General features: G+C 71.9%; 10 protein-coding genes, 1 tRNA gene, 1 other RNA gene and 1 pseudogene. 10 read left to right on the top strand and 3 right to left on the bottom strand.

Annotation, left to right across the window (positions count from 1 at the left end):
* The first annotated feature begins 46 nt into the window (after positions 1-46).
* The 5 genes from lanKC to ACIBK6_RS04030 all read left to right on the top strand — a co-directional run bounded on the left by lanKC (position 47) and on the right by ACIBK6_RS04030 (position 6720).
* The gene (lanKC, locus tag ACIBK6_RS04050; protein ID WP_399048573.1) at positions 47-2629 is read left to right on the top strand and encodes a class III lanthionine synthetase LanKC; all 2583 of its coding nucleotides are present in this window, start codon (positions 47-49) and stop codon (positions 2627-2629) included.
* Between the two features lie 72 nt (positions 2630-2701).
* On the top strand, positions 2702-2812 hold the full coding sequence (locus ACIBK6_RS04045; protein ID WP_399048571.1) for a SapB/AmfS family lanthipeptide: 111 nt from the start codon (positions 2702-2704) through the stop codon (positions 2810-2812).
* Between the two features lie 66 nt (positions 2813-2878).
* Positions 2879-2989, top strand: coding sequence for a SapB/AmfS family lanthipeptide (locus ACIBK6_RS04040; RefSeq protein WP_386150937.1), 111 nt, complete (start codon positions 2879-2881; stop codon positions 2987-2989).
* 207 nt (positions 2990-3196) lie between these two features.
* Positions 3197-4975: an ABC transporter ATP-binding protein gene (locus tag ACIBK6_RS04035; RefSeq protein WP_399048569.1), complete on the top strand. Its 1779-nt coding sequence runs from the start codon at positions 3197-3199 to the stop codon at positions 4973-4975.
* Positions 4972-6720: an ATP-binding cassette domain-containing protein gene (locus tag ACIBK6_RS04030; RefSeq protein ID WP_399048567.1), complete on the top strand. Its 1749-nt coding sequence runs from the start codon at positions 4972-4974 to the stop codon at positions 6718-6720. Before ACIBK6_RS04035 ends, ACIBK6_RS04030 begins: the two co-directional genes overlap by 4 nt.
* Before the next feature lie 97 nt (positions 6721-6817).
* On the opposite strand, the gene ACIBK6_RS04025 is transcribed toward ACIBK6_RS04030, so the two are convergent.
* The 3 genes and pseudogenes from ACIBK6_RS04025 to ACIBK6_RS04015 form a co-directional block, all read right to left on the bottom strand.
* Positions 6818-7240, bottom strand: coding sequence for a PIN domain nuclease (locus ACIBK6_RS04025; protein WP_399048565.1), 423 nt, complete (start codon positions 7238-7240; stop codon positions 6818-6820).
* A pseudogene (locus tag ACIBK6_RS04020) lies at positions 7237-7332 on the bottom strand (type II toxin-antitoxin system VapB family antitoxin); the annotation flags it as partial. The gene ACIBK6_RS04025 and the pseudogene ACIBK6_RS04020, both read right to left, overlap by 4 nt.
* Positions 7333-7455: 123 nt before the next feature.
* Positions 7456-7543: transfer RNA gene (locus tag ACIBK6_RS04015), tRNA-Ser, on the bottom strand.
* A gap of 72 nt (positions 7544-7615) precedes the next feature.
* On the opposite strand from ACIBK6_RS04015, the gene ffs reads away from it, so the two are divergent.
* From ffs to ACIBK6_RS03990, 5 genes are all read left to right on the top strand, one after another.
* An RNA gene (gene ffs, locus ACIBK6_RS04010) (signal recognition particle sRNA small type) lies at positions 7616-7710 on the top strand.
* Positions 7711-7860: 150 nt separating this feature from the next.
* Positions 7861-10119: a DNA polymerase III subunit gamma and tau gene (locus ACIBK6_RS04005; protein WP_399048563.1), complete on the top strand. Its 2259-nt coding sequence runs from the start codon at positions 7861-7863 to the stop codon at positions 10117-10119.
* Between the two features lie 58 nt (positions 10120-10177).
* Positions 10178-11434, top strand: coding sequence for a phosphoribosylamine--glycine ligase (gene purD / locus ACIBK6_RS04000; protein WP_399048561.1), 1257 nt, complete (start codon positions 10178-10180; stop codon positions 11432-11434).
* A gap of 285 nt (positions 11435-11719) precedes the next feature.
* Complete coding sequence (locus tag ACIBK6_RS03995; RefSeq protein ID WP_399048559.1) at positions 11720-13390, top strand: hypothetical protein; 1671 nt, start codon at positions 11720-11722, stop codon at positions 13388-13390.
* Positions 13391-13748: 358 nt separating this feature from the next.
* Positions 13749-15239 (top strand): N,N-dimethylformamidase beta subunit family domain-containing protein, encoded by a 1491-nt coding sequence (locus ACIBK6_RS03990; RefSeq protein WP_399048557.1) that lies wholly within the window; start codon positions 13749-13751, stop codon positions 15237-15239.
* Positions 15240-15298: the final 59 nt, after the last annotated feature.

Here is a 15298-nt window from a genome sequence, read left to right as displayed (position 1 = left end):
TCGAAAATGGATGCGCACCGGAAACGGATGGGCAACCGCAGGGGGAATGGTGGACAAGCGTTACGACGTCTATTGTCTGGCGGACCGCTACTTCTATGACCTGCCCGACCGGGCAGCCAGTACGGAGGAAATGCAGAAGCAGGCCTTCCGGGTTGACTCCGAGGAACTGCCCGCCGGTTGGCGGAAGACCGCCAAGGAGGACTGGACCGTCTGCAGTCCGCCAGAGCAGGTCCTTCCCTTGCAGGGCTGGAAGATCCACGTATCCGCGCACCGGGGAAATGCGGACACGGTCCTCGAAACCGTCCACCGTTACTGCGTGGCGCGCGGCATTTCCTTCAAATACTTGAGCGGACGCCACGTCCTGCAGAACCGGAACCTGAAGTATTCCGACCGCGGCGCCAGCGGAAAGTTCATCACCATCTATCCGCTGGACGACCAGGTGTGCCACACCGTCCTGCGGGAGCTGGGCGAGGAGCTCGACGGCGAGCAGGGGCCGTACATCCTGAGCGATCTGCGCTGGGGCGAGGGCCCGCTGTACGTCCGCTACGGCGGCTTCGTCGAGCGGCACTGCCTCTCCGCCACCGGCTCCCTGGTCGGTGCCATCGAGGACGACCGGGGCGTGCTGGTCCCGGACCGCCGCGACCCCGTCTTCCACGTGCCGTCCTGGATCGAACTGCCGGAATTCCTCGGGCCCCACCTCGAAGCGCGGAAGAAGGGCACGACGGAAGAGATCGGCTACGTCGTCGAACGCGCGGTGCACTTCTCCAACGCGGGCGGCCTGTACGAGGCCAAGGAACGTGCCACCGGCCGCAAGGTCATCCTCAAAGAAGCGCGCCCCTATGCCGGTCTCACGCTGGATTCGGCCGACGCCGTCACCAGGCTCCGCCAGGAACGGGACATCCTGGAACGGCTGCGCGGAATCGAGGCGGTCCCCGAACTCATCGACTACTTCGAATGGGGCGGCCACCACTTCCTGGTCCAGGAATTCATCGAGGGCGAGACCCTCAGCAAGACCTTCGCGATCCGCTATCCCCTCAACGAACGCGAGACGAGTCCCGAGGGCGCGGCCGCGTACACACAATGGGCGGTCGGTATTTCACGCCAGGTCGAAGCGGCTGTCGCGCAGATCCACGAACGCGGCATCGTGTTCGGCGACCTGCACCCGTTCAACGTCCTGATCACCGCCGACGACCAGGTCCGGCTGATCGACTACGAGGTCTCGGCGGACGCCGAGGACGGAGTCAAACCCACTCTGGTGAACCCGGCCTTCGCCGCCCCCGCCGACCGCGTGGGATTCGAGCACGACCACTACGCCGTCGGTTGTCTGCGGCTCTCCCTGTTCATGCCCCTCACCACCCTGTTCCGGCACGACTTCGCCAAGGCGCGGCACTTCGCGGACGAGATCCGCCGAGTCTTCCCGGTGCCGCCGGGGTACCTCGAAGAGGCCGTGGAAAAGGTCATGGGACCGGTCCGGCCATCGCAGTCAACTCCCTTGCCTGCCATAGGACTTGAACCGGATACCTGGCCGGACGTTCGCGATTTGCTGGCGCGGGCCATCGTGCGCAGTGCCACCCCCGAGAGGGACGACCGGCTCTTCCCCGGCGACATCGAGCAGTTCCACACCGGGGCGCTGAATCTCATGCACGGGGCGTCCGGGGTACTGCTGGCACTGAACGAGGCGGGCTGCGACTATCCGCCGGAGTTCGAGGACTGGCTCACCCGGCGCGCCCTGGTCCCGCGCCCCCAGGACCGGCTCGGGCTCTACGACGGCATGCACGGCGTCGCCCATGCGCTCCTCAGGCTCGGGCACGAGGACATCGCCCGGGAGCTGGTCGGCATCTGCCTCAAGGAAAAGTGGGAGCAGCTGGGCACCGACCTGCGCGGCGGACTGTCCGGCATCGGCCTCAACCTGCTGTCCTTCGCCGATGCGACCGGAGATCCGCAGTACCTGGAGGCCGCCCTGCGCGCGGCCGGGCTCATCGGCGACCGCCTGGGCGGCGTGACATCCGTACCCACCGTCAGTGGCGGCGACCGCCCCTACGCGGGACTGCTGCGCGGCTCGTCCGGGCCGGCCCTCTTCCACCTGCGGCTCTTCGAGCGGACCGGCGACAGTGCCTTCCTGGACCTGGCCGAACTGGCGCTCCGTCAGGATCTGCGCCGCTGCGTCACGTTGGACAACGGCATGATGCAGGTCAACGAGGGCTGGCGCACCATGCCGTACCTCGCCACTGGAAGCGCCGGGATCGGCATGGTCCTCGACCACTACCTGCGACACCGGCCGGACGAGGACCTGGCCCGCGCGTCCGACGCGCTAGCCGCATCCGCGACCTCCCAGTTCTATGTGCAGCCGAACCTGTTCAACGGCCGGGCCGGCCTCATCCTGCACCTCGCCGAGCGGGCCCGGGTGCGGCCGACCGCCGAGGTCGCCGACGACCTCGCCCGCCAGGCCCGGCTGCTCCGGCTGCACGCCCTGTCGTACGAGGGCGGACTTGCCTTCCCCGGCGAAATGCTGATGCGCCTGTCGATGGACCTGGCCACCGGCTCCGCGGGAGTGCTGCTCGCCCTGTCGGCGGCGGCCCACCCCGACCGCCCGGGCCTGCCGCTCCTGACGGCGGCCCGGACCCCTTGAACTCCCTCGCACGTCCGCGGACGGGCGAGGGCCCCCACACCTGCGATCCGATGCGAGAGGAGGGACACCACCATGGCACTGCTTGACCTTCAGGGGCTTGAGCTGCCCGAGGGCGACGAGATGGCGCCCATGAGCAGCGCGAGCAGCAACTGCAGCAACTCCAGCTGGGTCTTCTGCAACTGACCCGGCCGCACCGAAGCACACCACCCCGACCGGCACCCGCCGGTCCCGCATGAGAAGGAGTACGTCATGGCACTGCTTGACCTCCAGGGACTGGAACTGCCCGAGGGCGACGAGATGGCGCCCATGAGCAGCGCGAGCAACAACTGCAGCAACTCCAGCTACATCTTCTGCAACTGAGCTGCTGACGGGCCGGGCCGCGCGGACCGGATGCCCAACCGGGCTCATGGACAGACCGGTTGATCCATCGCCGCGCGGACCTGACCCGGTCCCGCACCGCCCTTTGGGCGGAGCGGACCGAGATCCGGCAGCGTCCCGGGGTTTCCTCTGCCCCGGGACGCTTGCCGCGTACACAGCAGGGACGACCGGCTGAGGGGGAGTGACACGATGTTCGGTTCCGGTGCCCGGCTGCTTCGTACCGCGGCCCGCGCCCAGGCGGGCCGGACCGTTTTGCTCACCGTCGCCAACGCGGCGAGCACCGGCGCCCAGCTCGCCCTGCCCGCGGCCCTGGGCGCCACGGTCGACGCGCTCATCGAGGGACGGGACTTCACCGGCTGCCTGCTGCTCTGCGCCTCTCTCGTGGCCCTGTACGTGGTCACCGAAGCTCTGAGCGACTACACGGCGGGCCTGATCCAGGCCCGTTCGGCACTCTTCTTCCGGCGGCTCGCCACGCGCCGCGTCCTGGCCGCGGGGCCGTACGCACCGGCCGGCCCGAAGTCGGGAGAGTTCGCGACGCTGCTCCTGGAGAGCGCGGCCGCGGCCTCCATGGGCACCAACGCCGCGGTCTGGCTGGGCTTTTCGCTCGCCCCCGCGCTGGTCGCGCTCGCCGCGCTGTGGTGGACCGACGCATCGGTGGGGCTCGTCTTCACGTGCGGGCTGCCGTTGGCCGCCTGGTGCTTGAAGGCCTTCGCCGCCGACAGCTCCCGGCTGGTCGCGGGGTACCTGGACGTGCAGGGTGAGATCTCGGCGCGCCTTACCGAGGCGCTGGACGGGGCCCGCACTATTGCGGTGTCGCACACCAGCGAGCGTGAAGTCGCCCGGATCCTGGCGCCGTTGCCCCGGCTGCGATGCAGCGGCCAGGCGCTCTGGCAACTCCAGGGCAAGGTGACGGCCCGTACCGGCCTGCTCTTCCCCCTCTTGAACGCCGCGGTGGTCGCCACCGCCGGCCTCGCCCTCGGCGCGGGCCGCATCACCCCGGGGCAGTTGCTGGCCGCGGCGGAGTACGCGGCCATGGGCACGGGCCTCGGGATGTCGATGCTGTTCATCAGCCAGCTCTCCCGGGCGAGGGCGGGCGCCGAGCGGTTGGCGACGCTCACCGCGTCGCGGCCGATGCGGTACGGGGAGGACGGACGTTCCGTGGCGCGGTGGTTGCATGGCGCGACACAGCCGGAACACGAGACCCGGGGGCGCGCCGGACCGGGGCTTCCCGGAGCCCGTGCGGAGATCCGGGGGGCGGTGGTCCGACGGGGCGGGCGGACCCTGCTCGACCACGTCGACCTCACCGTGGCACCCGGCCGGGTGACGGCCCTGGTCGGCCGGTCGGGCTCGGGCAAGTCCATGGCGGCCGCGCTGCTCGGTCGGCTCCTGGACCCGGACGAGGGAGCGGTGCTGCTCGACGGGATTCCCGTACCACAGGTCCCCAAGTCCGTACTGCGACGGCAGATCGCCGTGGCCTTCGAGAAGCCCGCCCTGCTGGGGGGCGACGTGGCGGCCGCGATCACGGCTGGGCTGCCCGGGGCCACCGGGCAGGACGTGCTGCGGGCGGCGCGGCTTGCCCGCGCGGAGTCGTTCATCGGCAAGATGCCCGAGGGCTTCGCGACGGAACTCGCGACCGTGGCCATGTCGGGCGGCGAGGCCCAACGCGTGGGTCTGGCAAGGGCGTTCATCCGCCCGGCCCGGCTGCTGATCCTCGACGACGCGACGTCGAGCCTCGACATGGCGACCGAACACGAGGTCAACCAGGCGCTGCTGGCCGCCATGCCGGGCACGACCAGGGTGGTCGTCGCACATCGCGTGTCGAGCGCGGCCCGGGCGGACACGGTGGTCTGGCTCGACGGGGGCAGGGTACGAGCGGTCGGCGCGCACGCGGGGCTGTGGCTGGACCCGGAGTACCGGGCGGTGTTCGAGCCGACGGCGAGCGGGGCGCGGACGGAGGCGGCGAGGTGACCGCTGCGCTGCCCGGACCGTCCGGCGCGTCCCCCGGACGCTTCCTTCGGGAGTGGCTGCGACGCGACCCGCCCCTGCTGCTCCGGCTCCTCCTGTGGACCGCCGTCGAATCGGTTCCGGCCCTCCTCGCGGGCCGCCTGGTCGCGACGGCTGTCGACCGGGGCTTCCTCGACGGCGCGCCGCTGGTGGGCCTGGCCTGGCTGGCCGGGCTGGCGTTCAGCTCGGCGGTGGGGGCGTACGGAGCGAGGAACGCCCTGGCGCGGAGCGGCGAGTTCGTCGAACCCATGCGGGATGCGCTGGTCGCGTACACGGTGGAACGCTCGCTGGAGCGAGCGGTGACGGAGACCCGCACGCGACACGACCTGTCCGGTGTCGCACGGCTGACCCGGCAGGTGGAAATCGTCCGGGAGGCGGCGGGCAGCCTGATCGCAGTGGTGTGCAGATTCGCCTTCGCGTTCGTGGGCGTATGTCTGGGCACCCTCACCCTGGCCCCCATGGCAGCCGTCCTGATCTTCGCCCCGGTCCTGCTCACGGTGGTGGGCTATGTGCTCGCCCTTCGCGGCCTCGCCAGAATTCAACTGCGCAGCATCGTGGCCGCGGAGACCCTGGCGCAGGAGGCCTGGGAATTGTCGGCGGGACTGCGTGACATCACGGCCTGCGGGATGGAGGAATCGGAATTCGAGCGAGTGGACCGGGCAGCACGGGAAAACGTGCGCGCGGACGAAATGCTGGCCCGGATGAACGCCGTCCGGACGATAGTGCTCGGCCTGGGGGGCTGGCTCCCCCTTCTCCTCATCCTGTTGTGGGCCCGCTGGGGAGGTGCGGGGGCGAGCGCGGGCACGACACTCGGCATCCTGACGTACGTGATGCAGAGCCTACGTCCAGCGGTGCAGTCCCTGGTCCAGGGTCTGGGAACCACGGGCATCCGGCTGCTGGTCACCCTGGGCCGCCTGCTGGAGCCGAGGGGCGCGGGTCAGCAGCCGACGGCCGATCACGCGGAACGACCGGTCACGACGGCCCCGGAACTCGGCGTAACCGCGAAAGAAATCTCCTTCTCGTATTCGGCCACGGGAAATGAAGTCCTGAGCGCGGTCGACATGCACGTGAGCCCGGGTGAGCACGTGGCGGTGGTCGGTCCGAGCGGAGTGGGCAAATCGACGCTGGCGGCCATCATGGCGGGAACGCTGGCTCCCGTATCGGGAACCATGAAATGGGGCGAGGTGAACGTCGGGGACATTCCACCAGAAGCCCGGGCGAGACTTCGCACCTACCTCCCCCAGGAGGCATACGTATTCAGCGGAAGCCTGCGGGAGAACCTGGTCTACCTCTGTGAGCGCGAGGTCCCGGACGCCGAACTGGACCGGGCAGCACAGGAGATGGGCCTGGGAGACCTGGTGCGGGACCTGGGCGGATACGAATCCGGCCTGAAGCCGGAATCGCTCTCGGCGGGCGAGCGGCAGCTGATCGCCCTGACCCGCGCCTATCTGTCCCCGGCCCGCCTGACGATCCTGGACGAGGCGACGTGCCACCTGGACCAGCCGGCCGAAGCCCGCGCCGAACAGGCCATGCGCCGCCGCCCGGGCACCCTGGTGGTGATAGCCCACCGCATGAGCTCCGCCGAGGCGGCGGACCGGGTCCTGGTCCTGGACGGCACGAACACCCGGCAGGACACCCACCAGAACCTCCAGGCCCGGCCGGGCCTGTACCGGGATCTGGCGGGGCTGTGGCAGCCGCCGGGGCCCTGAGAGCTGTCCCGGCCGCCTGCGGTGCAGCTGGGGTGGGCCGGGATCCCGAACGGTGTTGTACGCCGGTGAACGCAACCAGAACTGCAACCGGGGATCTCTACTTGCCGAGCTCGGGTCCGTACCACTGGAGTGCCTGCCCGGTGACAGCCGCGATGCATTCGAAGTCCCGGTCGCGGTGCAGCAGAGTCAGCCCCTGCAGCTCTGCCGTCGCAGCCACGACGAGGTCGACGGCGCCCGCGCTCCGATGCTGCCCTCGCTTGGTGAGGACTTCCTGGACCTGCCAGGCACGGTCGTACGCGCGATCGTCGACCGGAACCCAGCCGAACAGCAGCCGCATGTCCTCGATGCCCTTTGTGCGGTCTTCGGCGGACCGGGCACTGTAGAAAAGCTCCAGCTCGGTGATGGGGGAGGTCGCGATGAGCCCTGCCGCAGCGGCCTGGTCCCAGCCGTACTGTTCCGCGTCGGGGCGCATGAAGCGTGCGAGCGCGCTGGTGTCGATGAGGAACTGGGCCGCGCTCACCGGCGGTAGTTCCGCTTGTCTTCGAGCAGATCCAGGTCGAAAGCGCCTTCGTCGGCTGCCGCGCGGAGGCGAGTGAGGGCCAGTGCCGACCGATCGGTGTGCCTGCGCCTGGGGAGGCGGGTGTGTCACCGGCCGGTACCAGAAGTTCAACCACGAACGTCGATGGGCCCCACCGCAAGCGGTGGGGCCCATCGACATCGTGCCCGGTGAGGCACTGGCGGAGGATACGAGATTCGAACTCGTGAGGGGTTGCCCCCAACACGCTTTCCAAGCGTGCGCCCTAGGCCACTAGGCGAATCCTCCGCGGCAAACAATACAAGACGTTGAGGGGTGCTCGCGAACTCGTTCCCACGTCAGGGATCGGGTACCCTGTGCGGAGCCCCTCACGTGGCGCTATCTGACTGAACTCCCCCAGGGCCGGAAGGCAGCAAGGGTAGGTCGGCTCTGGCGGGTGCGTGGGGGGCGCCTTATTTTCCGTGCGGTGCGAGTCATTTTTCCGTCCGGGTGCGGGTCGATTCCACCTGCGTACGCGCTGATTCGGCTGGTCGTACGCCGTCCGGAGGCGGCGGGGGTCCGGTTGGCGGGGCCGGTTGTCAGTGGGCCCCGATAACCTCGTATGCGTGTCGTCCCTTGCGCTGTACCGCCGCTACCGCCCCGAGTCGTTCGCCGAGGTCATCGGGCAGGAGCATGTCACTGACCCGCTGCAGCAGGCGCTGCGGAACAACCGGGTCAATCACGCGTACCTGTTCAGCGGGCCGCGTGGTTGTGGCAAGACGACCAGTGCCCGGATTCTCGCCAGATGTCTGAACTGCGAGCAGGGGCCGACGCCGACGCCGTGCGGGGAGTGCCAGTCCTGCCAGGACCTCGCGCGCAACGGGCCCGGGTCCATCGACGTGATCGAGATCGACGCGGCTTCGCACGGTGGCGTGGACGACGCCCGTGAGCTGCGCGAGAAGGCCTTCTTCGGGCCCGCCTCCAGCCGGTACAAGATCTACATCATCGACGAGGCCCACATGGTGACCTCGGCGGGCTTCAACGCCCTGCTGAAGGTTGTCGAGGAGCCGCCGGAGCACCTCAAGTTCATCTTCGCCACCACCGAGCCCGAGAAGGTCATCGGGACCATCCGGTCGCGGACCCATCACTACCCGTTCCGCCTCGTGCCGCCGGGCACCCTGCGGGAGTACCTCGGTGAGGTCTGCGGGCGGGAGGGGATTCCCGTCGAGGACGGGGTGCTGCCGCTCGTGGTGCGGGCCGGCGCCGGGTCCGTGCGTGACTCCATGTCCGTCATGGACCAGTTGCTCGCCGGTGCCGCCGCTGACGGTGTGACGTACGCCATGGCCACCGCGCTGCTCGGATACACCGACGGGTCGCTGCTCGATTCGGTGGTGGATGCCTTTGCCGCCGGGGACGGGGCGGCCGCCTTCGAGGTGGTCGACCGCGTCATCGAGGGCGGCAACGATCCCCGTCGCTTCGTCGCCGATCTTCTGGAGCGGCTGCGGGATCTTGTCATCCTCGCCGCCGTTCCCGATGCCGGGGAGAAGGGGCTCATCGACGCCCCCGTCGACGTGGTCGAGCGGATGCGGGCGCAGGCCTCGGTGTTCGGGGCCGCCGAGCTCAGCCGGGCCGCCGATCTCGTCAACGCCGGCCTCACCGAGATGCGCGGGGCCACCTCGCCCCGGCTCCAGCTCGAATTGATCTGCGCCCGGGTGCTGCTGCCCGCCGCGTACGACGACGAGCGCTCGCTCCAGGCCCGGATCGACCGACTTGAGCGCGGGGCCAACTTCCAGGCGGCGCCCGCCGGTGGGCCCGCCATGGGGTACGTTCCCGGGCCCGAGGCGCATGCGCCGATGCGGGGTGGCCCCGGCGGGTCCGAGGCGGCTCGGGCCGCGGTGCGGGGTGTGGGGCCGGGGGTGGCTCAGGGACCGGCGGGCGGGCCCGCCCCCTCGGTGCCGGTCGAGCCGTCCACCCCGTCCGCCCCACCCGCTCCTTCGGTGCCGGTCGCGCCGCCGACGCCGACCGTGCACCAGCAGCCCCCCGCCGAGCCTCAGCCCGTTCAGCCGCAGCCCGACCAGCGGCAAGCTGTACAGGCTCCGGCCGGCGGGCAGTCCGGGGCCGGGGCCTGGCCGTCTGCTGCCGCGCCCGGGCAGGGTGGCGGTCAGCGGCCCGGAGCCTGGCCCGGTGCCACCGCTCCCGCCACGGGCGCCTGGCCCTCCGCCTCGGCCGCGCCGGCACCCGCGCCCGAACCCGCCCCGCCCCGCCCCGCCCCCGCCGAGCCCACCCCGGCCCCCGCCGGCCAGGGCAACGCCGTGCAGGTGCGGAACATGTGGCCGGACATCCTGGAGGCCGTGAAGAACAAGCGGCGCTTCACCTGGATCCTGCTCAGTCAGAACGCGCAGGTGGCCGGGTTCGACGGCACCACCGTCCAGCTCGGCTTCATCAACGCGGGCGCCCGCGACAACTTCGCCAGCAGCGGCAGCGAGGACGTGCTGCGCAGCGTGCTCTCCGAGCGGTTCGGGGTGCAGTGGAAGGTCGAGGCGATCATCGACCCGTCGGGCGGCGCCCAGCCCCCGGCCGCCGCGGGAAACTTCGGCGGCAGCGCGCCCAGGCCCCCGGCGCCGCCCGTGCAGCAGCACCAGCCGGTGCAGCCGCCTCCGCAGCCCCCCCGGCCCTCAACTCAGGCCGCCCCCGCGCCCGTTCAGCAGCAGTCGCAGGCCCCCGCTCCCGTACGGCAGGAGGAGCCGCCGCCCCCGGTCCGGCCGGAGGACGACGTTCCGGAGGACGACGACCCGGATCTGGTGGACAACGCGCTGTCCGGGCACGACCTGATCGTGCGCGAGCTCGGGGCGACCGTGGTGGAGGAATATACGAACGAGGGGTGAGGGTCCGCTCGGTGGCCCGCACAAAGATCACGCCACCGCGGCGGCTAGGCTGGCTACCGTGAAGGTCCTTGTCATCGGCGGCGGTGCCCGCGAGCACGCCCTGTGCCGTTCCCTGTCCCTCGACCCCGACGTGACGGCGCTGCACTGCGCCCCCGGCAACGCCGGGATCGCGGAGGTCGCCGAGCTCCACCCCGTGGACCAGCTGGACGGCGGCGCGGTCGCGCGGCTCGCCGCCGGGCTGGGCAGCGATCTGGTCGTCGTCGGGCCCGAGGCGCCGCTGGTCGCCGGGGTCGCCGACGCCGTACGGGCCGCGGGCATCCCCTGTTTCGGCCCCTCCGGGGAAGCCGCGCAGCTGGAAGGCTCCAAGGCCTTCGCCAAGGACGTGATGGCGGCGGCGAACGTGCCCACCGCCCGCTCCTACGTGTGCACCACCCCCGAGGAGATCGACGAGGCGCTGGACGCCTTCGGAGCTCCGTACGTGGTGAAGGACGACGGTCTCGCGGCCGGCAAGGGCGTCGTCGTGACGGACGACCTCGCCGCGGCCCGCGAGCACGCGCTCGCCTGCGACCGCGTCGTCATCGAGGAGTTCCTCGACGGCCCCGAGGTCTCGCTCTTCGCGATCACCGACGGCGTGACCGTGCTTCCGCTCCAGCCCGCGCAGGACTTCAAGCGCGCGCTCGACGGTGACCAGGGCCCCAACACCGGTGGTATGGGCGCCTATTCGCCGCTTCCGTGGGCCGACCCCAAGCTGGTGGACGAGGTCATGGCGAGCGTGCTCCAGCCGACCGTGGACGAGCTGCGCCGCCGGGGTACGCCGTTTTCCGGACTTCTGTACGCGGGCCTCGCGATCACCTCGCGCGGGGTGCGGGTCATCGAGTTCAACGCGCGGTTCGGCGACCCCGAGACCCAGGTCGTCCTCGCCCGCCTCAAGACGCCGCTCGCCAGCGTCCTGCTCAACTCGGCCAACGGCACGCTCGACGTCGAACCGCCGCTGAACTGGCGCGACGACGCGGCCGTGACCGTGGTCATCGCCTCGCACAACTACCCCGCCACGCCCCGCACCGGCGACCCGATCGAGGGCCTGGACGAGGTCGCGGCCCAGGACGCCCCCACGGCGTACGTCCTGCACGCAGGGACGAAGCGGGACGGCGACGCGGTGGTCAGCGCGGGCGGCCGGGTCCTCTCGGTCACCGCGACCGGCCAGGACCTGGCACAGGCCCGCGACCGGGCGTACACGGCGGTGGCCCGCATCCGCCTCGACGGCTCGCAGCACCGTACGGACATCGCGCGCGAGGCGGCGCAGGCGCGGGGCTGACGGTTTACGGCGGCCCCGCCGCCCGCGCCGCCTCGCCCGCGCCAGGCTCCCGCGCGCGCCCGGACCGCCCCGCCCGGCCGCTGCCCCCGACGCAATCGCACCTTTACCCAAAGCCATTCCATCGAGTGACGAACGGCCCATCCTGATGACTCCCGCCGGGGCCCCAACTAGGGTGCGGCGAGGGCGTTGCGGCACTTGGCCCACCGGCATTGCGATGTCAGTGGCGGGTGCCACAGTGGGGGAGTGAGCAACGCCGCCGCAGGGCAGAGGGGGTGAAGTCCGGCCGTGTCCGATACCGGAATGGGTGGAGAGGCGGGTGCGCTGCATGCGCGCTCGCGGGCTCTCGCCGTGCTGCGCATCCGTAGCAGGGCGCTGGCCGCGGCCCTGCTGCCGGCCGCCGTCGCCGTCGTGCTGGGCGTCGCCGCCGTACAGGGCCGCATCGACGGCAGCGGCTGGGACACCGCGCGCTGGGCGGTCACCGCCACCGCGCTGCTCGTGCTGCTGTTCGCGGGCGCGGTCGCCGCGGTGATCGTGCGGGCCAGACCCGCCCTGTCCCCGACGGTGCACCTCGCCGAATCGGCCGCTCCCGACCTGTACCGCCTGGTCAGGGACCTGGCCGACCGGCTCGATGTGCCCGCGCCCTCGGCGATAGCCCTCACCCCCGACTGCGACAGCTGGCTGGAGGACCGTACGCATCGCGCGCACGGTGCCACCGAGGCCGTGCTGTCCGCCCGCTCCATACCGGGCGCCGCCGATGTGCGCTCCGGCCGCACCCGCCGGGTTCCGGCCGCGCCGGTCCTGGTCATCGGCTCGCCCTTCCTGTGGTGGATGCGGGTCGGCGAGCTGCGCGCGATCCTCGCCCCCGTCGTCGCCGGTACGGGCCCCTCCGCGCACCCGGACATAGCCGCCGCCCGCCGGTTCGTACGGGGTCTGGACGCGGCCGTCGCCGTGACCACCCGCCCCGGGCTCGACCCGGTGCGGCGGCTGGCACTCGGCTTCGTCGGCTCGATGGCCCGGCTGCTTCTGAGGGGCTGCCGCGTGCACGTCGCAGAAATGGAGCGCGGGGTCGCCGCCGCCGCGTCCGAGCGTGCACAGGGTGTGGACTACGGAGTGCGGATCGTCGCCCAGGAGCAGGTCGGGCTCGCATACGCGGGCTGGGACCGGCTGCTCACCCGGGTCGCGCTGCCCGCCTGGCGGATGGGGCGCTGGCCGTCCCGGCTGGACGCGGGCGTGGTGTCCGCGCTCACCGAGCTGTCCCGGCGCGACCGGCTGGCCGAGGGCTTCACCTCCCGGCTCGGCGAGCGGCCGGCCTGCGACCTCCTGGAGGAGCCCGGGGCCGCCGACGAGGCGACCTCGCTGCTCGCGGCCCGGCTCTTCCACGGCGGCCCCGCCGAGCCCGGCCCCGACTGGGCGCCGGTCGACTGGGCCGCGTACCCGGAAGAAGTCGTCGACCGCAAATGGCGCATCGAGGCCGCCCGGCTGCACCGTGTCCTGGACGGGCTCGGCGAGCGCCGCGGCGCGGAACCGGCCGCGCCCACGCTCGCCCGTGTCATCGACCACCTCACCGCGGGCGACGGCGAGGCAGCGGAGCGGCTGGCCGCCGGGATCGCGGCGGAAGTGGCCGGCGAGGAAGCCGCGTCCGCGCCGCCCGCGCCGGGCCCGGAGTCCTGGGGCGCCGACGCGATACCGCTCTTCCCGCTCCAGCCGCCGAGGACGGGCCGCGAGCTGCTCGCCGACCACGTGACGGCGATGGTGTGCTGCGCCGCCGTCGACTCGGCGGGCGCGACGCCCGGGCTGGACTGGCTGGACGGCCCGTCGCTCCTGGTCGACGGCGTGCGGCGGTCCGACCTGGTCTCGCCCGTGCTGACGCTGGTCGAGGACGGGAACGCGGAGGAACTGCGCGGCTGGCTCTCGTCCATAGGCATCCGCCCGGAGAAGCCGGTACGGCTGGTCTGACGGGTCTGACGGGTCTAAGGGGCTTGAGGGATCGGAGGGGCCCGGCCGCTGCGCCCCGCCCGGCCGCCGCCCTCGCGCCCGACCGCCGCTCCCCCTCGCCCGACCTCCGCCCCCGCCCCGGCGCCCCCGCCCCCGGCGCCCCCGCACCAGTCCCACCACCCCCTCCACAGTCCAGATCCGGAACGCCAAGCTCCCCTTCACGTCAATTCGCGACGAACGGTGACGGAGTGCGTGCGTTATGTGATGTGCTGGGGACCGGTAGCTGACAGGCGGCGCGACGCAGTCGTATTGCAGTCGTACCGCAGCCGCATCACACGTCGCATCACGGATGTCCCGGGGGATCGAGGGAGGGAGTGACATGGGGGTGGAACGGTCGGACCACATCCGGCGCTGGGAGTCCGGGGCCCTCGCGCACGCCGTCTCGGACCCCTTCGGCCAGGGACCGCTGCCCTGGCTGCGCGGCAGCGAGCACTACTTCGACGACACCGGCCACGTGGTGCCCTGGTACGTCGACCACCTCCCGCTCCAGCGCGGCACCCCGCGCAGCACCGCCCGGGTCACCGGACCGCGCACCGCCGACGACGTACGCCAGCAGATCAAGGGGTTCGCCTCCAGCGGTGCCGTCGAGCCCGGCGAGGCCATCGACTTCCACATCACCGTGGACCCGCCGCAGCAGTTCACCGTCGACATCTACCGGATCGGGCACTACGGCGGCGACGGGGCCGCGAAGATCGCCACCAGCCCCCGGCTCTCCGGGATCGTCCAGCCGCTCCCGCTCGCCGCCGACCGGACCGTCTCCTGCCACCACTGGTGGCAGTCCTGGCGCTACCAGGTCCCTTCGCACGCCTCGATCGGCGCCCATGTCGCCGTGCTGACCACCGCCGACGGCTACCGCTCGCACATCCCGTTCACCGTCCGCGACAGCCATCCCGCCGATCTGCTCCTGCTGCTGCCCGACATCACCTGGCAGGCCTACAACCTGTATCCGGAAGACGGCCGCACCGGCGCCAGCCTCTACCACGCCTGGGACGAGGAGGGCCGGCTGCTCGGCGAGGAGGACGCGGCCATCACCGTCTCCTTCGACCGGCCGTACGCGGGCGCCGGCCTGCCCCTGCACGTCGGGCACGCCTACGACTTCATCCGCTGGGCCGAGCGCTACGGCTACGACCTCGCCTACGCCGACGCCCGCGATCTGCACGCGGGCCGCGTGGACCCCAGCCGCTATCGGGGCCTGGTCTTCCCCGGCCACGACGAGTACTGGTCGGCCCCGATGCGCCGCACCGTCGAGCTGGCCCGCGAGGGCGGCACCTCGCTCGTCTTCCTGTCCGCCAACACCCTTTACTGGCAAGTGGAGTTGGGGCCCTCCCCGTCCGGGGTGCCGGACCGCCTGCTGACCTGCCGCAAGCGGCGGGGCCCCGGCCGGCCCGCCCTGTGGCGCGAGGTCGCGCGCCCCGAGCAGCAGCTCCTCGGCATCCAGTACGCGGGCCGGGTCCCCGAGCCGTATCCCATGGTCGTACGCAACGCCGACCACTGGCTGTGGGAGGCGACCGGCGCCGGCGAGGGCGACGAGATCGAGGGCCTGGTCGCGGGCGAGGCCGACCGCTACTACCCGCGCACCGCGCTCCCCGAGCACCAGGACCGCATCCTGCTCGCCCACTCCCCGTACCGGGACAGCGAGCAGAACGCCCGGCACCAGGAGACCTCCCTGTACCGGGCCCCCTCCGGAGCGCTCGTCTTCGCCTCGGGCACCTTCGCCTGGTCACCCGCGCTCGACCGCCCCGGCCATGTGGACCCCCGCATCCAGCGCGCGACCGCCAACCTCCTCGACCGCATCTGCAAGCGGGACTGACACCGGCCGGGACCTCCGGGCAAGACCCGCGACCGGGGTACCCGTCAGCGTGCCGGAGA

It is taken from the genome of Streptomyces sp. NPDC050485, assembly GCF_044458185.1.
GTDB lineage: Bacteria > Actinomycetota > Actinomycetes > Streptomycetales > Streptomycetaceae > Streptomyces.
Note: the sequence above shows the minus strand (reverse complement) of the source record. Positions and strands in the feature narration are given on the sequence as shown.

Coding starts and splice junctions, on each gene's coding strand:
- ACIBK6_RS04035 (WP_399048569.1), top strand. CDS start 3,197: ATGTTCGGTTCCGGTGCCCGGCTGCTTCGTACCGCGGCCCGCGCCCAG.
- ACIBK6_RS04045 (WP_399048571.1), top strand. CDS start 2,702: ATGGCACTGCTTGACCTTCAGGGGCTTGAGCTGCCCGAGGGCGACGAG.
- lanKC (WP_399048573.1), top strand. CDS start 47: ATGGTGGACAAGCGTTACGACGTCTATTGTCTGGCGGACCGCTACTTC.
- ACIBK6_RS04040 (WP_386150937.1), top strand. CDS start 2,879: ATGGCACTGCTTGACCTCCAGGGACTGGAACTGCCCGAGGGCGACGAG.
- ACIBK6_RS03990 (WP_399048557.1), top strand. CDS start 13,749: ATGGGGGTGGAACGGTCGGACCACATCCGGCGCTGGGAGTCCGGGGCC.